Origin of the sequence: Amycolatopsis sp. NPDC102389 (assembly GCF_044765885.1) — a bacterium.
In the GTDB taxonomy this organism is placed as follows: Bacteria; Actinomycetota; Actinomycetes; order Mycobacteriales; family Pseudonocardiaceae; genus Amycolatopsis.
Genome location: NZ_JBIWKX010000097.1, coordinates 1 through 21549 on the forward strand (window position 1 = coordinate 1; position 21549 = coordinate 21549).

The 21549-nt window shown below is 68.2% G+C and carries 24 protein-coding genes and 1 tRNA gene; 9 read left to right on the forward strand and 16 right to left on the reverse strand.

Going from position 1 to position 21549, the window contains the following annotated elements; all coding sequences use genetic code 11:
* Positions 1-111: 111 nt before the first annotated feature.
* From bcp to ACIRGA_RS39150, 3 genes are all read right to left on the reverse strand, one after another.
* Complete coding sequence (gene bcp / locus ACIRGA_RS39140; protein WP_400951929.1) at positions 112-585, reverse strand: thioredoxin-dependent thiol peroxidase; 474 nt, start codon at positions 583-585, stop codon at positions 112-114.
* A 27-nt stretch (positions 586-612) separates the two neighbouring features.
* Positions 613-1158 carry a hypothetical protein gene (locus ACIRGA_RS39145; RefSeq protein ID WP_400951933.1) on the reverse strand — a complete coding sequence of 182 codons (546 nt, stop codon included), beginning with the start codon at positions 1156-1158 and terminating at the stop codon, positions 613-615.
* 202 nt (positions 1159-1360) lie between these two features.
* Entirely contained in the window at positions 1361-1543 is a 183-nt protein-coding gene (locus tag ACIRGA_RS39150; protein WP_026466904.1) for a hypothetical protein, read from the reverse strand.
* A gap of 130 nt (positions 1544-1673) precedes the next feature.
* Here ACIRGA_RS39150 and ACIRGA_RS39155 point away from each other — a divergent pair, with 130 nt between their 5' ends.
* Both ACIRGA_RS39155 and ACIRGA_RS39160 read left to right on the forward strand, forming a co-directional pair.
* Entirely contained in the window at positions 1674-2633 is a 960-nt protein-coding gene (locus ACIRGA_RS39155; RefSeq protein ID WP_400951936.1) for a glycoside hydrolase family 25 protein, read from the forward strand.
* Positions 2634-2726: 93 nt separating this feature from the next.
* A complete protein-coding gene (locus ACIRGA_RS39160; RefSeq protein WP_400951940.1) occupies positions 2727-3029 on the forward strand; it encodes a hypothetical protein in 303 nt (100 codons plus the stop codon).
* Between the two features lies 1 nt (position 3030).
* On the opposite strand, the gene ACIRGA_RS39165 is transcribed toward ACIRGA_RS39160, so the two are convergent.
* The 5 genes from ACIRGA_RS39165 to ACIRGA_RS39185 are packed head-to-tail and all read right to left on the reverse strand — an operon-like array spanning position 3031 to position 8136.
* Positions 3031-3486: a (2Fe-2S)-binding protein gene (locus ACIRGA_RS39165; RefSeq protein ID WP_400951943.1), complete on the reverse strand. Its 456-nt coding sequence runs from the start codon at positions 3484-3486 to the stop codon at positions 3031-3033.
* Positions 3483-4331 carry an FAD binding domain-containing protein gene (locus tag ACIRGA_RS39170; protein ID WP_400951946.1) on the reverse strand — a complete coding sequence of 283 codons (849 nt, stop codon included), beginning with the start codon at positions 4329-4331 and terminating at the stop codon, positions 3483-3485. The genes ACIRGA_RS39165 and ACIRGA_RS39170 overlap by 4 nt, the downstream gene beginning before the upstream one ends.
* Positions 4328-6658: a xanthine dehydrogenase family protein molybdopterin-binding subunit gene (locus ACIRGA_RS39175; protein ID WP_400951948.1), complete on the reverse strand. Its 2331-nt coding sequence runs from the start codon at positions 6656-6658 to the stop codon at positions 4328-4330. The genes ACIRGA_RS39170 and ACIRGA_RS39175 overlap by 4 nt, the downstream gene beginning before the upstream one ends.
* A 4-nt stretch (positions 6659-6662) precedes the next feature.
* Positions 6663-7628: a LysR family transcriptional regulator gene (locus ACIRGA_RS39180; RefSeq protein WP_400951953.1), complete on the reverse strand. Its 966-nt coding sequence runs from the start codon at positions 7626-7628 to the stop codon at positions 6663-6665.
* A 10-nt stretch (positions 7629-7638) separates the two neighbouring features.
* Positions 7639-8136 (reverse strand): DinB family protein, encoded by a 498-nt coding sequence (locus ACIRGA_RS39185; RefSeq protein WP_400951956.1) that lies wholly within the window; start codon positions 8134-8136, stop codon positions 7639-7641.
* 54 nt (positions 8137-8190) lie between these two features.
* Between ACIRGA_RS39185 and ACIRGA_RS39190 the strand changes: the two genes are divergently transcribed.
* The 4 genes from ACIRGA_RS39190 (at position 8191) to ACIRGA_RS39205 (ending at position 11498) form a co-directional block, all read left to right on the forward strand.
* Positions 8191-8955, forward strand: a complete 765-nt coding sequence (locus ACIRGA_RS39190) for an aminotransferase class IV family protein (protein WP_400951959.1) — start codon at positions 8191-8193, stop codon at positions 8953-8955.
* A 99-nt stretch (positions 8956-9054) separates the two neighbouring features.
* Positions 9055-10059, forward strand: coding sequence for a methyltransferase (locus ACIRGA_RS39195; RefSeq protein ID WP_400951962.1), 1005 nt, complete (start codon positions 9055-9057; stop codon positions 10057-10059).
* Between the two features lie 33 nt (positions 10060-10092).
* On the forward strand, positions 10093-10893 hold the full coding sequence (locus ACIRGA_RS39200) for a metalloregulator ArsR/SmtB family transcription factor (RefSeq protein ID WP_400951966.1): 801 nt from the start codon (positions 10093-10095) through the stop codon (positions 10891-10893).
* Positions 10894-10898: 5 nt separating this feature from the next.
* Positions 10899-11498: a dihydrofolate reductase family protein gene (locus tag ACIRGA_RS39205; RefSeq protein WP_400951969.1), complete on the forward strand. Its 600-nt coding sequence runs from the start codon at positions 10899-10901 to the stop codon at positions 11496-11498.
* Here the strand turns inward: ACIRGA_RS39205 and ACIRGA_RS39210 are convergent.
* Positions 11480-12271, reverse strand: a complete 792-nt coding sequence (locus ACIRGA_RS39210) for a hypothetical protein (protein ID WP_400951973.1) — start codon at positions 12269-12271, stop codon at positions 11480-11482. The two genes, ACIRGA_RS39205 and ACIRGA_RS39210, sit on opposite strands and share 19 nt — an antisense overlap.
* A 52-nt stretch (positions 12272-12323) precedes the next feature.
* On the reverse strand, positions 12324-12584 hold the full coding sequence (locus ACIRGA_RS39215; protein ID WP_400951975.1) for a hypothetical protein: 261 nt from the start codon (positions 12582-12584) through the stop codon (positions 12324-12326).
* A 174-nt stretch (positions 12585-12758) separates the two neighbouring features.
* On the opposite strand from ACIRGA_RS39215, the gene ACIRGA_RS39220 reads away from it, so the two are divergent.
* Complete coding sequence (locus tag ACIRGA_RS39220; protein ID WP_400951978.1) at positions 12759-13382, forward strand: nucleotidyltransferase domain-containing protein; 624 nt, start codon at positions 12759-12761, stop codon at positions 13380-13382.
* A gap of 52 nt (positions 13383-13434) precedes the next feature.
* Here the strand turns inward: ACIRGA_RS39220 and ACIRGA_RS39225 are convergent.
* Positions 13435-13508: transfer RNA gene (locus tag ACIRGA_RS39225), tRNA-Leu, on the reverse strand.
* A gap of 124 nt (positions 13509-13632) precedes the next feature.
* On the opposite strand from ACIRGA_RS39225, the gene ACIRGA_RS39230 reads away from it, so the two are divergent.
* Positions 13633-13854 carry a DUF3618 domain-containing protein gene (locus ACIRGA_RS39230; RefSeq protein WP_005165704.1) on the forward strand — a complete coding sequence of 74 codons (222 nt, stop codon included), beginning with the start codon at positions 13633-13635 and terminating at the stop codon, positions 13852-13854.
* Between the two features lie 3 nt (positions 13855-13857).
* Here the strand turns inward: ACIRGA_RS39230 and ACIRGA_RS39235 are convergent, their stop codons facing one another.
* Both ACIRGA_RS39235 and ACIRGA_RS39240 read right to left on the reverse strand, forming a co-directional pair.
* Positions 13858-14268 (reverse strand): hypothetical protein, encoded by a 411-nt coding sequence (locus ACIRGA_RS39235; RefSeq protein ID WP_199745356.1) that lies wholly within the window; start codon positions 14266-14268, stop codon positions 13858-13860.
* Positions 14269-14501: 233 nt separating this feature from the next.
* Positions 14502-15059: a TetR/AcrR family transcriptional regulator gene (locus ACIRGA_RS39240; RefSeq protein WP_400951995.1), complete on the reverse strand. Its 558-nt coding sequence runs from the start codon at positions 15057-15059 to the stop codon at positions 14502-14504.
* 122 nt (positions 15060-15181) lie between these two features.
* Here ACIRGA_RS39240 and ACIRGA_RS39245 point away from each other — a divergent pair, with 122 nt between their 5' ends.
* On the forward strand, positions 15182-16642 hold the full coding sequence (locus tag ACIRGA_RS39245; RefSeq protein ID WP_400951984.1) for a flavin-containing monooxygenase: 1461 nt from the start codon (positions 15182-15184) through the stop codon (positions 16640-16642).
* 69 nt (positions 16643-16711) lie between these two features.
* Here ACIRGA_RS39245 and ACIRGA_RS39250 read toward each other — a convergent pair whose 3' ends face one another.
* The 3 genes from ACIRGA_RS39250 to ACIRGA_RS39260 all read right to left on the reverse strand — a co-directional run bounded on the left by ACIRGA_RS39250 (position 16712) and on the right by ACIRGA_RS39260 (position 21348).
* Positions 16712-17182, reverse strand: coding sequence for a helix-turn-helix domain-containing protein (locus ACIRGA_RS39250; RefSeq protein ID WP_400951988.1), 471 nt, complete (start codon positions 17180-17182; stop codon positions 16712-16714).
* 218 nt (positions 17183-17400) lie between these two features.
* On the reverse strand, positions 17401-18807 hold the full coding sequence (locus tag ACIRGA_RS39255; RefSeq protein ID WP_400951999.1) for an LCP family protein: 1407 nt from the start codon (positions 18805-18807) through the stop codon (positions 17401-17403).
* A gap of 378 nt (positions 18808-19185) precedes the next feature.
* Entirely contained in the window at positions 19186-21348 is a 2163-nt protein-coding gene (locus ACIRGA_RS39260; protein WP_400951992.1) for a phospholipase A2, read from the reverse strand.
* Between the last annotated feature and the right edge of the window lie 201 nt (positions 21349-21549).

The window sequence follows — 21549 nt, forward strand, 5'->3', positions numbered from 1 at the left end:
GCCAGACCGCGTGAAAGCCTTTTTCGGCAAGGAAGAAGTCCGCTACGCCGCAGACTAGCCTGCCACATTTGCCTTACGGATCAATAGAACCCGAATCGCCACTCACGAGGCCTACGTGAGGGAGAGGTCCCGCAGCAGCTTCGCGACGTGCCCGGTGGCCCGCACGTTGTACTGCGCCACGGCGATCTTGCCTTCCGGGTCGACGACGAACGTCGAGCGGATGACGCCTTCGTAGACCCTGCCGTAGTTCTTCTTCTCGCCGAAGGCGCTGTACGCCTTGAGGACCGTCTTCTCCGTGTCGGACAGCAGCGGGAACGTCAGCCCCTCCGCCTCGACGAACTTCGCCAGCTTCGCGGGCTTGTCGGGCGAGATGCCGAGCACCTGGTAGTTGGCGTCGTTGAGCTGCGCGAGGCTGTCCCGGAAATCGCACGCCTGCTTCGTGCAGCCCGGCGTGCCCGCGTTCGGGTAGAAGTACACGACGACCGACTTGCCGCGGAAGTCGCTGAGCTTGACATCGTTGCCCTCGCTGTCGGGGAGGGTGAAGTCGGGCGCTTTGTCGCCGGGGGAGAGTCGCTGCTCGGTCATGACCCACACGGTAGCGAACCGGCGGCGTCAGACCTTTCCGCAGTACTTCGCGGCGACGGGCTCCGACGGGCTCGGCCGCACCTGCAGGCGCAGCTTCACCGGCCTGTCCGGAACGGCGAACGCCAGGTTCAAGTGGACCGACCGGCCGGGCGCCACGTCCTTGCCGGCGTCCGCCACGCCGTTGTAGCCCTGCACCGGGTCGACGACCTGTTTGACCGCCGAAGTCTCCTCGTCGACCTCGCCCGTCACGGACAGACCGGAGAGCCGGTAGGTGCCGTCGCCCGCGTTCGTCACCTCGATGCCGAAGGCCACCGCGCGCGGGCTCTGCGGATACGCCGACGCGCTGGGGCGGAACGACTTCGGAGCTGAAACGGAGATCGTGACGCCGGTCGCGAACCGGTGCGGGGCGCCGAACGCCAGGTCGCCTTCCGCGTGCGTCGCGGCCAGACCCTGCGCCGGGGCGTCCGCGCCGAGCACGGCGGCACCCTTTTCCGGTGCCGGAACTCCGCAGGCGGCCGCCAGCACCAGCGAGCAGGCGGCGATGAGGAGCTTCGGGGTGCGCGGGGGCGCCATGTGCGGTTACTCCAGTCGGAGGTGCGGGTGGGCCGTTCGAGGTAGGTATTAGTGCCGAAGAGTCCAGAGTGACGGTCTTCCGCAGCCGAGAGGAGCGGCACGGCCGGGTTGAGGCGCACCTGGTGTACAGCCGTGGCCGATCCGTGATCGGAAGGGTACGGCTAGTGACAGCCGTCACCTCGATGGCACACCCGCGACGGGTTCAGACGGCGAAGGCGAAGAAGAGGATGAAGATCGCCAGACCGGACACCCAGGCCACGATCAGCCAGCCGAAATCGCGCATCGGATCGACCGCCCGGCTCTCCTCGCCCGGGACGTAGACGCCGCGCTCTTCGAACCAGTCCGCCCACCGGGTCATCCAGCGAAAGGGGCTTCGAGACGCCATGCCCGTCACAGTACGGGCATGGGTGAGCCGAGTCAGCCACGGAGGGGCCGCCCGAAAGGGCGAATCGTGCGGACCAGTTATCGCCCACTAGGCCCTTTTGTCCAACCGGTTCACCCGTCAGGCTGTAGCAATGGCGCTGGGAATAGATATCTACAGTCGCTTTCAGTCCGTTACCAACTGGCAGGCCGTCAAGGACCACGGCGTGACGTTCGTCTTCGTCAAGCTCAGTGACGGCGGTGGCCTCCCGAACGGCGGCCGCAACACCGGCGACGCGTTGGTGGCAGGTGCGAGATCCGTGGGAATCCCGGTGGGGGGCTATCACTTCGCCCAGGCGAGTCCTTCGCCGGAAGCGCAGGCCGACGTGCTGATCGGGGAGGTCCGGCGCCTCGGGGCGACCGGCTGTGTCCCGATGCTCGACCTCGAGGACAACCCGCCGGGTTCGGGGACGCCGAACATCCCCGACGGGAGCAAGCGGGACTTTTCGATCAGGTTCTGCAAGCGCGTGGCGGGGCACGGGTTCCGGCCCGGTATCTACCTGAACAACGCGCTCGGCAAGATGTTGCGCCCGGACCGGTTCGGCGTGCCGGACCTCGTCATCTGGATCGCGCGCTACGGCGCCAGACCCGACGCCGCGGCGGGCCGCTACGACGTGCACCAGTATTCGGACGCCGGCCGGATCCCCGGGATCCGCGCGAGCGGCGTCGATCTCAACGAGTCGTACACGAACGCCCACTTGACCGGCGGCGGCGCCGCCCCGAAACGGAAGGCGACGACAGAACTCATGGAACGCAGGACCATTCCGGCCAGTCCCTCGACCACCTCCGTGCGGTTGCTCCTCTCCGGGAGTGAGACGGCCGCGATCATCGTCCGCCCGCGTGTCGACGGTGACGGCGTCACCGACGCGCCCGTGTGGCAGGGCAACATCTACGCCTGGGGCAGCGACAAGGTCGGCGTCGGCGGGAATCCCTTGCAGACGCCCGGATTCGACCCGAAGACGGTTTCGCACCGGCGGTATCACCTGCCGGGCGCGGTGTGGGCCGACTTCGAATACAGCTCGAACGTGGATTTCGAGATCGACATCGTGGGCTGAGCCCGGAGTACATGAAGGGCCCCTTCCTTGCGCCTAGGTACAGGAAGGGTCCTTCATGTCATGATGAGCGGATGACGATCTTCCGAAAGGCCGATGCCGCGTAAGGCGCCCGCTCGGGTCTGGCAAGAGTTCTCGCCCGCGCTCGCAGCCGGGATCTCCCGTCTCGAACGCTCCCGGAACTATCTCGGGCCAGGCGCGGTCCGGACCGCACTCCGTCTCTGGCGAGAGTTCATCGCGAACCCGTACCGGCGGCTTCGGGTCGACAGCGAAGGCTGCGGCGTCTGGGAGTGCTGCGGTGATCCCTGGGAAGCGAGAGAAATGCTCGAGGGCGTGCTTCTCGCCCTCCCCAGGAGGTCCGCCGAGGAGCTGAGGCGGCACATCGACGACGAGTGGTGATTCACCCGGCCGCGTCCCGGACGGCGTCCACGATGAACTGGTATCCCGTGCACCGGCACAGGTTTCCCGAGATCGCCTGCCGGATCTCGGCGTCCGTCGGGGACGGATTCTCCTTCAGCAGCTCCATCGCCGTCGCCAGCATCCCCGGCGTGCAGAAGCCGCACTGCAGCCCATGGTGCTTCCGGAACGACTCCTGCAACGGATGCAGTTCGCCGTCCGACGCCAGCCCCTCGATCGTGACGATCTCCGACCCGTCCACCTGCACCGCCAGCAGGCAGCACGCACGCGCGCTCGCACCGTCGAGGGTGATCGTGCACGAGCCGCAGACGCCGTGTTCGCAGCCGACGTGCACGCCGGTGAAACCCAGGTCGTGGCGCAGGAAATCGGCCAGCGTCCGCCGTGGTTCGCAGTCGGCCCGGTAGGTCCGGCCGTTCACCGTCAGGGTGACCGTGATCATGCGCCCTCCACCGCTCGCCTCAATGCCCGCCGGGTGAGGACCGCGGCCATTTCGCGCCGGTATTCGGCGGGGGCGTGGAGATCGCCGGGCGGATCGGTCGCCGCGGCGGCGAGTTCCGCGGCGAGAGCGATCGCGTCGTCCGTGATGGGGCCGCCGGTGAGCGATTCTTCGGCGGCCGTGACCCGGATCGGTGCCGGACCCGCGCCCGCGAGGGCGATCCGCGCGGATTCGCAGGCGTCGCCCGACATCGTCACGGTCGCGAAGACGGCGACCACCGCGAGATCGCGACTGCGCCTGCTCAGTTCCTCGACGGCCCAGCCGCCTCGATGCGACGGCACCGAAATCCGCGTCAGCAACTCGCCGGGTGCCAACGCAGTCCGATGCGGGCCGAGGAAGAAGTCCCGTGCCGCGATGATCCGTTCCCCGGAGAGCCCGCGGACGGCGAAGTCGGCATCGAGCGCGACCATCACCGCGGGCAGTTCCGCGGCCGGATCGGCGTGCGCGAGACTGCCGCCGATCGTGCCCCGGTTCCGGATGGCCACGTGCCCGACGTAGCCGAGCGCGTCGGCGAGCAGCGGCGCTTCGGACCGGACGACGGCGGACGTCTCGGCGAAGCGGTGCCGGGTGAGCGCGCCGATCTCCAGCCGTCCGTTCTCCTTGCGCAGAAAGGAAAGCTCGTCGACGCGGTTGATGTCGACGACCAGCGAGGGTCGAGCCTGGCGCAGGTTCAGCAGCGGCACCAGGCTCTGCCCACCCGCCAGCGCCCGCGCGTCCTGGGCGCCCAACGCTTCGAGGGCGTCGTCGAGCGACGAAGCCCGGAAGTACTCGAACGGCGCGGCCTTCACCGGGCCGCTCCCCGCTTCAGCGCGGCCAGCAGCCGAGGCGGCGTGATCGGCAGCGAAGCGATGTCGACGTCGTATTCGCGCAGCGCGTCCTCCACGGCGTGCGCGATCGCGGCACCGCCGCCGATCACGCCCGCTTCCCCCATCCCCTTGAAGCCACCGGGGACGTGGTCGGCGGGCGTCGTCATATGCGACACGGAGAAGGGCGGGATCTCGGTCGCGGTCGGCAGCAGGTACCCGGTGAACGACGTGGTCTCCATCCGCCCGTCGGCGCCGTAGACCAGTTCCTCGTACAACGCGCCGCCGATCGCCTGCGCCGCGCCGCCGTGCAGCTGCCCGTCCACGATCGTCGGATTGATGACGGTGCCGCAGTCGTGCGCGATCAGGTAGTCCAGCAGCGTCACGACGCCGGTCTCCTTGTCGACTTCGGCGAGGACGGCGGTGCAGCCGAACGAGGTCGCGACGTTGACCGGGTCGTAGACCTCGCGTTCCTCCAGCGTCGGCGTCTCGTCTTCCGGCCAGACGCCGTTCAGCCGCCGGTACGCCGCGTCGCCGATCGCGGCGAGGGTGACCTGCCTGCCCGGTACGCCTTTCACCGAAACGACACCATCCTGAATGGACAGATCGTCGGGAGACGCCTCCAGGATGTGCCCGGCCACCCGCAGGATCTTCGCCCGCAGGCGGGCCGACGCGGTCAGCACGGCCGCGCCGCCGACGGCCGCGCCACGGCTCGCCGCCGTGCCGTAGCCGGTGTACGGGCAGCTTTGGGTGTCTCCGGAGAGCACGGTGACGTGGTCGAGCGGGACGCCGAGCGTATCCGCGGCCACCTGCGCCAGTGTGGTGTGGATGCCCTGGCCGATCGCGGACAGTCCGGTGTGGACGGTCACGTGGCCGGTCGAGTCGACCCGCACGACCTCCTCGTCGAAACCGGAATGCCCCAATCCGGCCAGGTTGATGATCCGGCTCGGCCCGAACCCGGTCAGTTCGTTGTGGAACGCGTATCCGATGCCGACACCGTTTCCGCGACGTTCCGGCCAGCCCGCGTCTTCCACCGCCTTCAGGCAAAGATCCAGGCAGTCCTCGTAGCGGCCACTGTCGTAGACGAACACCGGGCCCTGGTACGGAAACGCCTCCGGTGGGATGAAGTTCTTGCGCCGCACCGCGTGCGCGTCCATGCCGAGACGTTTCGCCAGCTGCTCCACCAGATGTTCGTGCACGAAGTTCGCCTTCGGCAGCCCGTAACCGCGGAACGATCCGTACGGCGACCGGTTCGTCATCACGGCGACGAGGCTCAGCTCCACGTTCGGGATGGCATACGGCCCGGTCAGCAGCGCGGTCGTCGTCCAGCACGGGCTGACGCCGACGGTCCCGAGCACGCCGCCGAGGACGCCGTACACGGTGGCGCGCAGACCGGTGATCGTGCCGTCGTCCTTGGCCGCGAGCTCGACGTCGATCTTCTGCTCGCGCGAGTGCGCGTTGGCGACGAAGCTCTCCGCCCGGTCCTCGATGAGCTTGACCGGTTTCCCGGTGCGCCGCGAGAGGATCGCCGCGACGACCTCCTCGGCGTAGAAGTCGAATTTGTTCCCGAAACCGCCGCCGACGTCGGGCGTGCGCACGCGGATCCGGTCCATCGGGAGCCCGAAGACCTCGCCGAACAGTTCGCGCGCGAGGTTGGGCGCCTGTGTCGCGAGCCAGACGTCGAGCCGGTCGGTGAACGGATCCCAGGTCGCCACCACGCCCCGCGTTTCGATCGGCGTGCCCATCTGGCGGGCGAACCGGAACGACTCGGTGAGCACGACGTCGGCCTCGGCGAACGCGGTGGCCACGTCACCCATCGGGATGGTCCCGGTGCCGGCGATGTTGTCCGGCCAGTCCTCGTAGAGCTTCGGCGCGTCGTCCGCCAGCGCCTGTTCGAGCGTGACGGCGACCGGGAGTTCCTCGTACTCGACTTCGATCAGTTCCAGCGCGTCTTCGGCGGTCGCCCGGTCCTTCGCCGCGACCGCCGCGACGCCTTGGCCGTGGTAGCGCACCTTGCCGATGGCCAGGGCAAGGGTCTCGGGGGTCCGCATGTCCGGCAGATTCGACCAGATCACCGGTTGGGGCGCCTTCGTGATCGCCCGCACGTCCTCGCCGGTGATCACGGCGAACACGCCGGGATGGGCCGCCGCGGCCGTGGTGTCGACGCGCACGATCCGCGCGTGCGGCAGGGGACTACGGAGGACGGCCGCTTCCAGCATGCCCGGTTCCCGCACGTCGTCGATGAACCGCGCCCGGCCGGTGAGCAGGCGGAGGTCCTCCTGCCGGGTCACCCTCGCGCCGATCAGCCCCATGGCTTCACTTTTCCGTACCGGTGGTCCTTCGCGCATCGTGCACACGGGTCATGGCCTCCCGATCCGACACCGGGAGCCACTGCCGCTCCGGATCGAAGGGCCGGTAAGAAGAGCGGACGTGCTCGATCAGCACGGGCAGCGTGGGATGCCGGTTCTCGTGCCGCCACAGCAGCGAAAACGGGTACACCGGCGTCGGGTCGACGAGCGGGATCTGGACGACGTCCGGGTGCCAGGGCACGTGCATCTTCGCGCCGACGAAACCCATGCGGTCCTTCGAAGTGCCGATCACCTCGATGTGGTGTTCGAGCCCGAAGTTCGGCCCGTCGGTGTCGACGAGGATGCCGAACGCAGGGCACAGCTCAGCCCAGAATTCCGCCCATTCGCTGGCTCGCGCGTTGTAGGGCATCCACGCCGTCAGGCCTTTGAGCTCCGCCATCGCCACCCGTCGCCGCCGTGCGAGCGGATGCCGCCGCCCGACCAGCAGGTTCGCCGGCTCCAGATAGGCGGGCGTGCGGCCGATTCCCGGATCCAGCACGGTGCTGACGCGGGCGAAGGCGGCGTCGACGGATTCGGGCAGCATGGACCGGCGCACCGCGCCCAGGCCTGGCGTGACGAGCTCCAGTTCGTCGTCGTGGTCTGCGTGGAACGCGCGGATGACCTCCATGGTCGCCAGCCGTGTGCCGAGGACGTCGACACGCAAGGGACGTCGCCTGCCCTGGAGGCGCTCGACGGCTTGGTCCGCGAGGCTGATCAACGCCCGAGCGTGCTTGAGGAACTCCTCGCCGTCTTCGGTCGGCTCGGCGCCTCCGCGCGTTCGCGACAGCAGCCGCACGCCGAGATCGGCTTCGAGCTTGGCGACGCGTTTGGAGACCGCCTGCTGGCTCATGTCCAGCCGGATCGCGGCCTCGCTGAAGTACCGGTCCTCGGCCACCGCGACGAACGCGCGCACCGCGCCCAGGTCGAGCTCCACCGTGCTCCCTCTACGACTGCCGGTTGTCGCGCAGCAACTTGAGCTGCCCGATCTCGGACACGTTCTTCATCAGCTCGGAGTTCACCCAGGCGACGGTATGGGCGAAGGTCAGCCCGGCCTCTTCGCCCCACGGGTAGGAGGAAGGCGCGTCCAGGTCGGCGTCGGTCAGGTTGTCCAGCACTGTCAGCCATTCGTCGCGAAGGCCACGCAGCCGGCCGATGACGGATTCTTCGCCGGGCCAGGTGATTTCCGTGCGCTCGCGCGGAGTCCGCCCGTTCGCGTGGTCCAGCGCGACGCTCCACCACCAGCCGATATGCCAGGTGAGCCAGGCGATCGTGGGGACCGGGATGGGATCGGGTTCGGTGTCGGCCCAGTCGGGAGTGCCGTCCGGGTGCACCGTCCAGCAGAGGGGAGCGGGCTCCCAGAGGAAGTCTCCCGGCTCCAGATCGGCGAGGTGGTACTCGAACAACGACCAGGTCAGCTCGAACTGCCAGCGCGATACGGACACCCACCGGATCCTCCTTTCCGGACACTGCGGTCGCAACCGCATTACCGTGCGGGCATGAGTCCCTATGTCGCGCAGCGCAATGGCCGGACGGCGACCGCCGAAGACCTGGCACCGCTTGCCTTCGCCGGCTTCGCCCACTTCACGGCCATGCAGGTGCGTGACGGCCGGGTGCGCGGTCTCGACCTGCATCTGGACCGGCTCCGGACCGCCTCGCTGGAGCTGTTCGGCGACGCCCTTCCCGACGACCTCATTCGCTCGTACGTGCGCGAGGCCCTGAAGTCCGGGCCTGCCGACGTCTCCCTCACCGTGACGATCCACCTGCCGGGTGACCTCGAAGTCCTGGTGCGCACCCGGCCTCCGGCTTCCGGCCCGGCGGGTCCGCTGGAGCTGACGGCCGTCGAACACGAGCGCGCCATCCCCGCCCTCAAACACACCGGCGAGATGGCGAAGACGTACTTCCGGCGGAAGGCCGTCGCCGAAGGGTTCGACGACGCGGCGTTCGTCGATCGGCGGGGCAGGCTGAGCGAGGCGACGATCTGGAACCTCGCCTTCTGGGACGGCGATACGGTGGTGTGGCCCGAAGCCGACCTGCTGCGGGGAACGACGATGGACATCGTTCAGCGACGGCTCGGTGTGCCGCAACGGGTCCAGGAGGTCACGCTCGCCGATCTGCCGGGGCTCGCGGGCGCGGTGGTCATGAACTCGTGGACGCCGGGGATCGAGGTGCGCCGGATCGGCCCGGCGGCGCTGCCGGAAGCGCCGTCGTTCGTCGAGATGCTGCACCGGGCTTACGAAACAGAACCTTTCGTGCGACCTTGAAAGGAAAACGCCGATGAAGATCCTCGTGGTCTCGTCAGCACTCATCGGGCGGACGCTGGTCCCGTAAGTCGGTTGACCGCGCTGCCACAGTGAATCTTCGTGACGAACCACGACGACAGAAACGATCTCCTCCGGCTGGCCGGCCTCGCGACTCCGATGGCATTGCGGGTCGCGGTCACTCTCGGGTTGCCGGACCGACTGTCCGGAGAAGGCGCGGCCGCCGATGACCTCGCGGCGGAACTCGGCCAATCCCCGCTCGCGCTCGACCTGCTGCTGGGACATCTGACCACCCTCGGTGTCCTCGAACGGACATCGACCGGCTACCGCACCACCGGCTACGGGGCGAACCTGCGTGCCGACGCGGGAAACGGTCTCGCCGGGCTCTTGGACATGAATGCCGCCGGCGGGCGGGGCGAACTGGCGTTCGTCGAGCTCGCGCACAGCATCGCCACCGGCCGGCCGGGCTACATCCGCCGCTACGGCAAGGACTTCTGGACCGACCTCGCCGAGAATCCCCACTTACGGGAGACGTTCGACCGGCAGATGACCCAGCGGTACCGGACGCAGGTGCCGCGATTCGTCACCGGTTTCGATTGGTCCCGCTTCGGCACGCTCGTCGACGTCGGCGGAGGTCACGGCAGCCTGCTCGCCGCGATCTTGAAGGCCAATCCCTCGATGCGCGGCCATCTCGTCGATCTCGCGCCCACCGCGGCCGCGGCCGAAAAGGAACTGCGCGAGCAGGGGCTCGAAGACCGCGTCGAGGTGACCGCGGGCAGCTTCTTCGACCCGCTCCCGGCCGGGGCGGACGCCTACCTGCTGTCCGACATCCTTCATGACTGGGACGACGAGCACGCCCATCGCGTCCTGGCCCGCTGTGCCGAGGCGGCCGGTGCCGGAAGCCGGGTCCTCGTCATCGAGGCGGTCGGCGGGCTCGGGGCCCAGACCGAGTGGGACCTGGTCATGCTCGTGCTCTACGGCGGCCGCGAGCGGCGCCTCGACGAGCTTCGCGAGCTCGCCGCCGCACACGGGCTGGTCTTCGACTCCGTCACCACGCTGACCGAGCAGCGCAGCCTGCTGGAGTTCCATCGGGAAGATATTCCTTGACAAGAATATTCTGTTGAGTGAATACTTCTCGGCATGGAGCAGATCGCAGCAGCACTGGGAGACGGAGCGAGGTGCCGCATCGTCGAGCTTCTCGCCGAGCGGCCCCGGTCCGTCGGTGAGCTCGCCGAGCTGACCGGCCTGCGGCAGCCGCAGACCACCAAGCACCTGCAGACCCTCGCCCGCGTCGGTCTCGTGACGGTCTTCCCGCTTGGGCAGCGTCGCGTCTACGCGGTCGAAGCGGGCCCGCTGAAGGACCTCGAAGGACGCCTGCGGACGCTGATCACGACCATCGAGGCGAACGCGGGCGAGCGGGATGTCATCACGCGCTATCAGGCCGCGATCGGCGCCGACACCGCGGCCGCGAAGCGGGACCGGTGGGCGGACGGGCGGGCGTTCTCGTTCGATCGTCTGCTCGCCGCGCCGCGGGAAGACGTCTGGCGGCACTGGACCGAGCCCGCGCTGCTCGCGTCCTGGTGGGCTCCGCCTTCGATGACCGTCACCGACTGCGTCATCGAGCCGTGGGCCGGTGGTCGAGCCGTGCTCGACTACCGCGACGCGGAAGGGCGCTACCGCTCCGCCGGGGAGGTCCGCGCCGCGACCGAACCCGAACACCTCGAGTTCGACCTCTCGGTGCTGGATGCCAAGGGGGACATCTTCTTCACCGGTCACTACGACTTGCAGTTCACCGAGGCGCCGGGCGGGACCCGGCTCCGGCTCGACCTGCGCATCACCGAAACCACCGTCGAGGCCGTCCCTTTCATCGCCGGCATCGAAACCGGCTGGGGCCAGGTGCTCGACCACCTCACGACACAGCTGACTCAGGAAAAGGACTGAACGACATGACGAACCACACCGGCCGCCGCGTCACCGCCAACATCAGCCTCACCCTCGATGGCCACTACAGCGGCCCCGGAGGCCCCGGCGACATGGGCGCGATCGTCTCGTACGCCACCACCGACGTCGCCCGCGCGCACCTCGCCCGCATCCACGAGACGGCGACCACCGCGGTGCTCGGCAGACTGAACGCCGAGGGCTTCCTGGGCTTCTGGCCGACCATCGCCGCCGACGAGAACGCCGACCCCCGCGACCGCGCCTACGCGAAGTGGCTCACGGACGCGGAAAAGGTGGTCTTCTCGACCACGCTGACCGAAGCTCCGTGGGACCGCGCCCGCGTCGTGAACGCCCCCGTCGCCGACGTCATCGCCGACCTCAAGGCGAACGGGGAAGGCGACATCCTGGTCAACAGCAGCGCCAGCGTCATCAAGGCCCTGCTCGCGGACGACCTGATCGACCGGCTGTATCTGATGATCTGCCCCGAGATCACCGGCGGCGGACAGCGGCTGTTCGTCGACGGCCTGCCCGCGTCGAAGTGGGCGCTGGCGTATCAGGAAGTCGGGGAACTGGGGGAGATGGCGCTCGTTTACGACCGGGTGCGGTGACTCGCGTCGAGTTCGAGAATCGCGCTCGCGACCTCTGACGGGAACAGTGTCGACCAGACGATCTCGCCGGGGGCCGGTTCCAGTGCCGCCAATTCGGACGGCTCGGGTTGCCAATCGTCCTTTGCGACGCCGGGGACGCAGTCGAGGAGCAGAGCGAAGATCTCCGGGTCCGGGATTCCCTCGGCGATGATCGCGAGGTAGGCCTCATGGGCGTCATCGACGCGGACGAGAGCCTTGATGCGATGGCTCTGGAACTCGGCGACCGCAAGCTTTCCGCTGGTGAGCGACATGGCGATGAGATGGACCACCAGCCGCTTCATCTCACGTCGCCAGGCGACCGCTTGCTCGGCGCTGAGGCGCTTCCAGTCCCATTCGCCAGGGAGGAGATGAGTGGTCGAAACGGACTTACCCTCTGAGCACTTGCGCCTGAGCGATTCGTAGAAGTCGCGTTGCGGGCTGTCGGCCTGGCGGTGTCCGGCCGCGCCGATCCACCAGGATCCGACCTCACTCGGGAGCTCGTCCGGCAGGTCATCGTCCTGCAAGCGGGTTACGACCGCCCGGCGATCTCTTGTCTTGACCTTGAACCACACGCGGTCGTTCAGGGACAAGATCCGCTGAACGCCGCCGGCGTTACGAAGAGCCGGGATCGCCTGGGCGGTGACGACTATCGAATCGTCCATCTCGTGGAGAGGATGGCCGAGATCTGGCAAGGGAAGGCTGAGATCGGCGAGACATCTCTTGGTCGGACGGACGCCGACTGTGACCTGGGTCATGATCAAATGCTAGTGAACGGCCTCGTGGTGAGAGCGATCGATACGCGCCAAGCTACTTCGGCATGCCGCCGAGTTCATCGAGTTCGTCACCACTGAATCCGGTCATCAGGGAGACGGCGGCGGAGTCAGAGCCGTTGAGCTGCCCGAGTGCGGCTTTGATTCCAGCGTTGATTTCGTCGCGGTGCGCGTCGATGTACTCACGTACGGCGGCATCGACGATGTCCTTCTTCGAGCGCGACATGAAGTGAGCCGCGTGGGACACGAGTTCATCGGTAGCGGCGTCGACTTTGATGGGCGCGGTCGCTGCGGCCATGACCGACTCTCCTCCTGGGTCCTGATCAACTCTCAGGTACCAGAGTACCAGTTTCTACCTTCAGATAGTGGTCGCCGACTATCGGCTTCGGTCGAGGTCGCCAACCATAAGACAAGTAACTGTACTATAGTTGGCCTTTCAGTACTATAGTTGGCTCCTTGAGGAGATGGAAACGTGGACTTGAGCCGGCCGTTGATGACGGTCACCCCCACGCTCGATGGCGACGTCCTCGCGGTACTCGCCAACCATGACGGCATCTTCACGACCGGGCAGTTGCATCGGCTGCTGGCACGGCATTCCGAGGAGGGCATTCGCAAGGTGCTGCGGCGTCTGACGAAGCAGGGTGTCGTGCTGTCCGACAGAGTCGGGAACGCCTTCGCGTACCGGCTCAATCGTGATCATCTCGCGGCGGAGCACATCATCGGGCTCGCCCAGATGCGGAAGACACTCCTGGAACGCATCGAGGATCGTCTGGAGTCGTGGGAGGTCTCGCCTGTGTACGCCGCTATATTCGGCTCGGCGGCACGCGGCGAGACGACGGAGGACAGCGATGTGGACCTCTTGCTGATCCGGCCGGATGACGCCGATGACGACCGGTGGGAAACGCAGGTTCACGAACTGGCGGTCGAGGTGACTCGCTGGGTCGGTAACGACACCCGTCCTCTGGAGTTCAGCGAAGCCGAACTCGCCGACCGCGCGTACGACGAGGTCGTTCTGCGTGACGTGGTTCGGGACGGGCTCACCGTGGCCGGGAGCCGGGCCTGGCTGGCCAGTCACTTGAGAAAGAGAAGTGGCTGACGTGCGAACGCGACAGTGCGACGTGTGGTCACGCGGCTCGAGCAGGTTGGGGTGGGCCCGGAGAGACTCGAACTCTCACTGGCACGGACCTAAACCGTGTGCCTCTGCCAATTGGGCTACGGGCCCCAGTGCTGCCCCGAAATCGTAGCGTGCGACACGATCGGCGTTTCTCGGCGTGGCCGGTGCCGCCGCGGGGGGTGGCGTCCTCTAACGTGGGCTTCCAGCAAGTCCGTCGCGGCGAGGAGGACACGTGGCTCGCGATCCCGAGACCATCGAGCGTGAGATCGAGCAGGCCAGGAACGCGCTGGTCGCCACGCTCGACCAGCTGGGCACGAAGGCGAACCCCGCGAAGCTGGTGGATTCCGCGAAGACCGGCCTGCGCGCGAAGCTGGACGAGCCCAAGGTGAAGTACCCGCTCATCGGCGGGGCGGTGCTGATCGGCGTGCTGCTGATCCGCAAACTCCTGAAGTAGGTCTCAGGAGGTCTGAGCCGCCTTGGCGGGTGTCTTGGCCGGCTCGGACTTCTCCTTCGACTTCGCCTCGTCGACGGCCTTCGGGAGTTCCTTGCCCTGGGGCACCGGGGGCTTGCCGCCGGTCTTCTCCTTGGCCTTGCCGTTCGCCGGCGGAGGAACCTCGAGCGGTTCGATCTCCGGAAGCGTGAGCCTCGCCGTCATGTAGGCGGCGGTGAACTCGAGCGCACTGCCGTTGAGCAGGTGCACCACCGTCGAATGTTCCGGCGGGGACAGTTTCTCGACCAGCTGGTCGGCCCGGTCCCGTGCCGCGATGATGCCCGGCGCGCGACCGGTCAGTTCCTTGCCGGAGCCGCTGACCGTGATCTTCCAGTCGTCGTCCTCCTGGACGTACGACGCGGTGATCGGTTCGGTCATCCGCCTCACCCCTCTCCTCGCGAGCAAGCGTCACTCAATGGACTCCGTCACGCCGCCGTCATGACGCCACTTTCGGGTGGTGGCGCCCCCTCCTGACGGAGGCCGCGACTGTCCATCAGACTTTCTACAGTGTCATCGATACAGTAGGACAACTCTGTGTCACAAGACACTGGCGGCAATGTGCACTGAGTGACGACCGAATGGCCTAATGCACGAGCATCTTCACGGTCGTTTCAGCGGGCCCTCGCGGACAGGCCTGACCAGAGGATGTCCATCGCGTATCCGGTCGCCGTTTCGGGGCTGACGTCCTCGTGTCGTTCGCACCAGATCGCGAGCCGTTCGCACGCGCCGACGACGAACTCCGCGGACGCCTCGGCGCGGAGCTCGTCACCCTGGTCGAGGTGGTCGCTCATCAGCGCGGCGATCAGGTCCGTCTGCTGGCGCCGGGTCTGCTCGATCTCGTCGGCGGCGCCGGTCCCGATCAGTGCCATCTCGTGGCGGAGCAGCGACCAGGCCTGCCGTCGTTCCCGGATGAAGACGAAGAAGGCGAGCAGTCCGCGCCGCAGCGCGTCCTCGGCGGACGTCGCGCCGACGGTCGCCCGTTCGGTGACCTCGCGCAACGCCGCCCGCGACTGCTGGATGCAGGCCAGCAGGAGCCCCTCTTTCGAGTTGAAGTACTCGTAGAGCATCGGCTTGGAGACGCCGACGCGTTCCGCGATGTCGTCCATCGACGCCGCGCTGTAGCCGCGATCGGCGAAGACTTCCTCAGCGATTTCGATCATCTGCCGCATCCGCTCTGCTCGTGGCATGCGTTTGCGCTTCGCCGTCGTCACCACAACACTCTACCGAAGGTAACCTACTTCGAGTAAGGTGTACTCCCGGTAACAGGTAAAACGAACGAGAGGTCGGGGTCATGGGCAACCGCACCGAGACCGGGGTCGTCATCGTCGGAACCGGCTTCTCCGGGCTGGGCATGGCCATTCAGCTGCGGAAAGAGGGTCGCGAGGACTTCGTCATCCTGGAGAAGGCCGACGACGTCGGCGGCACATGGCGGGACAACACCTACCCCGGCTGCGCCTGCGACATCCCCTCGCATATGTACTCGTTCTCGTTCGAGCAGAACCCCGGCTGGTCCCGCGCGTACTCGCCGCAGCCGGAGATCTGGCAGTACATGCGCGACGTCGCCGCGAAGTACGACCTGCACCGCTTCATCCGCTTCGGCCAGGAGATGACCGGCGCCCGCTGGGACGCCGACGAGAACCGCTGGCACGTCGCGTCGAAGTCGGGTGACGAGTTCGTCGCGCCCGCGCTGGTCGCCGGCGTCGGTGCGTTGCACCTGCCGCAGATCCCGAAGCTGCCCGGCATCGAGCGTTTCCAGGGCCGGGCGTTCCACTCCGCGCAGTGGGAGCACGACTACGACCTCACCGGCAAGCGGGTCGCCGTGGTCGGTACCGGCGCGAGCGCGATCCAGTTCGTGCCGCAGATCGCGAAGGACGTCGCCGAACTGACGCTCTTCCAGCGGACACCGCCGTGGATCATGCCGAAGCCGGATCGTGAGATGCCGGAGGCGCTGCGGAAGACGTTCAGCTCCGTGCCGCTGCTGCAGCGTGCCTTCCGCAACGTTCTCTACTGGGGCCTCGAAGCCCGTGCGATCGGCTTCAACGGGCAGCCGTGGGTGATGAAGATCGGCCAGCGCATCGCGAAGCGCAACATCTTCAAGAGCGTCAAGGATCCGGAGCTGCGCCGGAAGCTGACGCCGGACTACACCATGGGCTGCAAGCGGGTCCTGGTCTCCAACGACTACTACCCGGCGCTCGCGCGGGACAACGTCGACGTCGTCACCGACGGCGTGAAAGAAGTCCGTGAGCACAGCGTCGTCGACGGCGCCGGCGTCGATCACGAAGTCGACGCGATCATCTACGGCACCGGATTCCACGTCACGGACGCCTTCGACGACCTGGAGATCATCGGCCGCGACGGACGCAATCTCGGCAAGGAGTGGGCGACCGAGGGCATGCGGACCTATCAGGGCATCACCGTGTCCGGGTTCCCGAACCTGTTCTTCCTGCTCGGCCCGAACACCGGGCTGGGGCACAACTCCGTGGTGTTCATGATCGAAGCGCAGATCTCGTACGTCGCGCAGGCGCTTCGGCTCGCGCGCGGCAAGGCGCTCGATCCGCGGCCGGAGGCGCAGGAGCGCTTCAACGGCGAGATCCAGCGCAAACTCGCCAAGGGCATCTGGACCCAGGGCGGTTGCAAGAGCTGGTACCTCGACGCGAAGGGCGTCAACCGCACGATCTGGCCCGGCTTCACCTGGCGGTACTGGCTCGACACCCGCAAGGTGCGCCGCGAGGACTACGAACTCCTCGGCTGAGGAAAGAAGGGATGGTCCGTGAAAGCCAAGATGGGGGGCATGGCCTTCACGGACCGGGGAATGCCGCGCTCATGAGGGGTTGAGCCGGCGAAGCCTTCCGATGAGATCGACGGTGGGGATGCCACAGAGTTCGGCCATCCGTTCCAGCGCCGCGAAGTCGAGATGGACCTCGGCGGAGCCGTTGTCACTCGATCGTTTGAGCCGGTCGTCCGCCCACCGCCGCAGCGGGAGCAGCTCGTCCTGCTCGTCCTTGATCACCTGGCGCAGGTCGATCCGGACCCGGCCCGGTTCGTCCACGAACACCCGGCGATGCACCTTGGCCAGCAGATCCTGTGGCAGCTCGTCCATCGCGACGCACAGTTCGACCAGCCGCACCACGGAACAATGCCGGGTGCCCAGCTCGTAGGTGGCCAGCGTCTGGAGCGAGATCTCGCTCTGCAGATGCTGGTTCAGTTCCTTGCGTGTCCAGCCACGTTTACGGCGGAGCTTGCGGAGCTCGTCTCCGAGTATCCGCTGATAGCTCTCAGCGTCGATCAGCACTCCCCATCCCCTGCCTTGCCAACCTTCTCCACCGCCCGTCCCGTGTGACAAAACCCGGTACGAGCGCGCTCACGTGTATGAAAGTCGGCAGGGCCGCCGCTCTTACGCGGTTTCGGGGGTGGTTTTTCCGTCGATTTTGAGCTGTTGGGCCGAATGGGTGAACGAACTGAGCGCGAAGAGCGCGTTTAGGTGGCTAACGCCGGTTCGGGACGAGCGCGTCAGTTGACGCAGGGCACGCCTTCGGCGGTGATCGGCTTCTCGTCGGACTGCTCGGGCGGGGGCGCCACCGCCGACGAACCGGCGGCGTTCTGCGAGGAACCCGGGCCTTCGGCGCCGCTCGGCGCCTTGAAGTCCGAGCCGAGGAAGACCATCACGTGCCCGGCCTCGACGCTCTTGTCCTCTTGGACGGTCGGATTGCCGCCGAGCGCGTCGGCGACCGCCTGGCCCGCCGCCTTCCCGCCCTTGGCGACCCAGACCACCGTCTTCTTGCGTGCGGTCGCGGTGGCCGTGTCGCCCGCGGTGAAGCCCTTGTCGACGAGCTGCTTCAGCACCGACGAGGCCAGCCCGTCCCGGTTCGTGGAGTTGCGGACGTCGACCGTGGTCGCCTTGTTGGCCGATTCGGCGGGCGGCGCCTGCTGCTGTTCGCCGGGCTGCGGGCCCGCGAGCCCTTGGACGAAGTTCTTGACCTGCTTCGGGTCGACCTGGATGGCGACGCCGTCGTTCGGGGTCTTGTACTCGATGTTGACGATCGGGATCGTCCGGAACTCGAGCTGACCGCCGGTCAGGCTCTTCATCTGCTGCGCGAAACCGAAGACGTCCCAGTTCTGGTTGAGCACGACCGACTTCTTGATGGCCGTGATCAGGTCGTTGAGCTTGCCGGGGTTCGCGAGTGTGCCCGCCGACAGCACCTTCCGCGCCATCCCGGCCATGAACACCTGCTGCCGGACGACGCGGTCGAGGTCGCCGCGCGGCAGCCCGTGCCGCTGCCGGACGAAGCCGAGAGCCTCGACTCCGGAGATGGTGTGCGGGCCCTTGGTGAACTTCGCGCCGGAGAACTGGTCGTCGACGTCGTCGTTGAGGCAGACGTCGACCCCGCCGATGGCCTGCGTGATCTCGCTGAAGCCCAGCAGGTTGATGGCGGCGTAGTTGTCGATGGTCGAACCGGTCAGCTGCTCGACCGTCTTGATCAGCGTCTTCGCCCCGGCCTCGTTGGCCTTCTGGTCGAGTTCCTTCGGGTCGGAGACGCCGTTCTCCTGCTGCTTCTTGCGCTCGTCGAGCATCGCGCGGGCGTACGCCGAGTTGATCTTGTGCTTGCCGTAGCCGCCGGGAATGTCGACGTAAGAGTCGCGCGGCAGCGAGATCGCGACGGCCTTCGAGCCGTCGTTCGGGATGTGCACGAAGATCAGCGAGTCGGTGTTCAGTTCGCCGTCCGCCTGCCCGGCGCGAAGCTGGGCCAGGACTTCCTTGGACAGCGGGTTGCCCTGTGCGTCCGTGCGGCTGTCGAGGCCGACGAGCAGGATGTCGCGGGCGCCGTCGGCGGGCTTCTCGCCTTCGTCCGCGCCGATACCGACGTTCGCGAAGGTCAGGCCGTCCATCGCGGCCCACGCGTACCCGGTCAGGCCCATCACCAGCAACGACACGAGGCCGAGCGCGATCTTGGGGCCGCGGAACGACCGTCGTCTCGGGGCCGGTCGCCGGGGCGGCATGCCCGCGGCCTGACGGGCGGACGCCGGGCGGGCTCCACGGGGCGGGGCCGGGCGGGAAGGAACGCGTCCGGGCGCGTCCTGCCTAGGGCGGGCGGGACGTCGATCCCCATACCCATTCCGAGGCGGGTACTCCACGCGGTCTGCTCCTTCTGTTCGTTACCGGTTCGACGGTCTCTTCAAGGGACGCATGGTGCCTGTTGCGGGTTGTCGCAGGATTACACATCCCCCCGAAGATGTGGCACGCACCACCGGTTTCCTCTCAATGGTACGGAAAACGCCTGGTCAGTGCCGTGTGGCTCAGGGGAGGACACGCCGGGCCGCGCGGGCGGGGACCAGCGTGGCGGCCGCCGCGAGCATCGCGACGACGATCGTCGCGACCGGCAGCGCGACGGAGGCCGCGCTCACGTGCTTGCCGTCGACGGCGCTCATCAGGGGCGGCGCGCACGCGACCGCGCAGACCAGCCAGGTCCCCGTCATCCGGCTGGTACCGTTGCGCACGGTGTGCAGCAGGTACACCCCGAGCAGCAGGTTCACCAGGCTCTGGACCGGTCCGAAGCGGATCCCGAGGAGGTCGGCGTCGGCGGACGCGCCACCGAAGCGGGTCAGCGCGAACCCGAACACGCCGAGCATCGCGTACGCCATCCCGACCGTCGCCGCCGCGCGGCAGAACACCAGGGCGCGCAGGCCTGGCTCGTCGACCGCCCGCTGCTGCGGTCCTGAATGCCGCTCGAACCACCAGAAGACGAGCACGGCGGGCACGGCCAGCAGCGCCAGCGCGAGCAGGACCCTCGGGCGGGCCAGCCAGCTGAGCCCGTCCACGAACGGGCCCGGCAGGTAGACGACCGCCACGAGCAGCAGCATCGCGGACAGGAAGCCCAGGTAAAGGCTCATCGGGGCGCGCAGGACGAGACGCGCGACGGCGGCGACCGCGGGACGTCCGCCGAGCCGGGCCAGCGGCCGCGCGAGCAGGCTTAGGAGGGCGAGCTGCACCAGGCCGAGCAGGAGCACGCCCCACGGCGGGCCCGACAGCGCGGCCGGCGCGCCGGGACCGCCGAGCAGCATCGGTCCTTCGCCGCGGACGGCGACCGCGAGGCCCAGCCCAGCGGCGCCGGTGAACGCCGTCACCACGAGGACACCGCGTCGCAGGCGGACACCGTCGGCGTGGGCGAACGCCAGTTGCTGGACGAACAGGGCCAGGAACAACGTCTCCGCGTAGCGCGGGATGGCCGAGCCGGACCACTGCGCGGCGGCTTCGCTCGCCAGGGTGAGGGCCAGGAGTCCGGCGACGGAGGCGGCGTGCGTCCGGTGATACAGCGCCAGCAGCGCCGGCGCGAGGACGACGGTCAGCAGGAAGACGCCGAGCAGCCAGAGCGGGTGCAGCGCGATCCGCATGACCGTGGCGTTCGTGCCCGTCGGGATCCCCAGTACTTCCAGCGCGAGCGGGACGACCAGCGCGACCACGGCGAAGATCAGCGCCGGGCGCAGGAGCGGGCTCGCCCGGTCGGCGAGGTACTGCGGGTAGCGGCCGCCGGTCGCGCGGATCGACCGCCAGCCGGCCTCGTTGATCCGGCCGACCGCGAAGAAGATGAGCGGACAAAGCTGCGCAAGCCAGGTGAACGGCCACAACGACCGCTCCGGCGCCCCTGCCCAGTGCGCGAGCGCGACACCGGATTCGCCGAGCAGCATCAGCACGACACCGGCGACCCCGAGCAACGCCCATCGGCCGACGGGGGCCACCGGCCGCGGCTCGCGGGGGAGCGTGACGGCGGTCCGGCGCGTGCGCACCCAGCCGCGGAGGCGGAACACCAGCAGCGCGCCGATCACCAGCACGCCGACGATCATCGGGCCTAGCGGGTCGCCGACCGGCGGCCCCCAGCGTTGATGCCAGGAGTTGAGCACCAGGCCGGCGGCATAGAGGGAGGCGACGACGTCGCAGGTGCCGCGCGAGTCCATCGGGTTGAGGACGCAGGCGTTGTGCATGTCCGCCGAGAGCCGGTCGTCGAGGGAGGCCCTGGCCTCTTGGCCGAGCGGGTGCCCCTTGCGTTCGGCGTAGCGCAGGATGTCGTAGCCCAGGTCGTGGGCCTTGCAGGGGACCGCGTAGTCCCACTTGGTGTTGTCGTCGCCCCAAGGCGCCGAGCAACCGCCGTCGGTGTGGACGGCGCGCACCGTGCCGTCCCGTGCCGTCATCACTCCGGGCGTGATCCCGCTGACGGCGGTGAAGTCGGCGGGCAGCTCGGCGATCACGTTCTCGACCGGGCCCGGGCGCACCAGCGCGTCGACCGCGTTCTGCGCGGCGAGGAGGTCACCCTTCGGTGGCCCCTGGTCGGGCGGTGAGGCGGGCCGTGAGGCGATCAGACCGAAACCGAACACCAGCACCGTGACCAGCAGTAACCAGCCCGAAGTCGACCATGGCCGCCGGATCCGGGCAGGCTTTCCGTCGGCTTCGGCTGTCGCTGGCATGGCGTCCAGGGTGCCATCCGCCATTCGGGGCCGACATCCGGATAACCCCCGGGTTTCGCCCGGACGGGTTACCGGGGGTCAGGTGGCCGCGTTCGGTCCAGGTGGTGGGGGGGGGGGGGGGGGGGGGGGGGGACCACAACCCCACCCCACCCCCCCCCCCCGCGGGGGGGGGGGGGGGGGGGGGGGGGTGGGGCACCGGGC

Coding starts and splice junctions, on each gene's coding strand:
- bcp (WP_400951929.1), bottom strand. CDS start 585: ATGACCGAGCAGCGACTCTCCCCCGGCGACAAAGCGCCCGACTTCACC.
- ACIRGA_RS39145 (WP_400951933.1), bottom strand. CDS start 1,158: ATGGCGCCCCCGCGCACCCCGAAGCTCCTCATCGCCGCCTGCTCGCTG.
- ACIRGA_RS39150 (WP_026466904.1), bottom strand. CDS start 1,543: ATGGCGTCTCGAAGCCCCTTTCGCTGGATGACCCGGTGGGCGGACTGG.
- ACIRGA_RS39155 (WP_400951936.1), top strand. CDS start 1,674: ATGGCGCTGGGAATAGATATCTACAGTCGCTTTCAGTCCGTTACCAAC.
- ACIRGA_RS39160 (WP_400951940.1), top strand. CDS start 2,727: ATGCCGCGTAAGGCGCCCGCTCGGGTCTGGCAAGAGTTCTCGCCCGCG.
- ACIRGA_RS39165 (WP_400951943.1), bottom strand. CDS start 3,486: ATGATCACGGTCACCCTGACGGTGAACGGCCGGACCTACCGGGCCGAC.
- ACIRGA_RS39175 (WP_400951948.1), bottom strand. CDS start 6,658: ATGGGGCTGATCGGCGCGAGGGTGACCCGGCAGGAGGACCTCCGCCTG.
- ACIRGA_RS39190 (WP_400951959.1), top strand. CDS start 8,191: ATGAGTCCCTATGTCGCGCAGCGCAATGGCCGGACGGCGACCGCCGAA.
- ACIRGA_RS39200 (WP_400951966.1), top strand. CDS start 10,093: ATGGAGCAGATCGCAGCAGCACTGGGAGACGGAGCGAGGTGCCGCATC.
- ACIRGA_RS39205 (WP_400951969.1), top strand. CDS start 10,899: ATGACGAACCACACCGGCCGCCGCGTCACCGCCAACATCAGCCTCACC.
- ACIRGA_RS39210 (WP_400951973.1), bottom strand. CDS start 12,271: ATGACCCAGGTCACAGTCGGCGTCCGTCCGACCAAGAGATGTCTCGCC.
- ACIRGA_RS39215 (WP_400951975.1), bottom strand. CDS start 12,584: ATGGCCGCAGCGACCGCGCCCATCAAAGTCGACGCCGCTACCGATGAA.
- ACIRGA_RS39235 (WP_199745356.1), bottom strand. CDS start 14,268: ATGACCGAACCGATCACCGCGTCGTACGTCCAGGAGGACGACGACTGG.
- ACIRGA_RS39240 (WP_400951995.1), bottom strand. CDS start 15,059: ATGCGGCAGATGATCGAAATCGCTGAGGAAGTCTTCGCCGATCGCGGC.
- ACIRGA_RS39245 (WP_400951984.1), top strand. CDS start 15,182: ATGGGCAACCGCACCGAGACCGGGGTCGTCATCGTCGGAACCGGCTTC.
- ACIRGA_RS39255 (WP_400951999.1), bottom strand. CDS start 18,807: ATGGGCCTGACCGGGTACGCGTGGGCCGCGATGGACGGCCTGACCTTC.
- ACIRGA_RS39260 (WP_400951992.1), bottom strand. CDS start 21,348: ATGCCAGCGACAGCCGAAGCCGACGGAAAGCCTGCCCGGATCCGGCGG.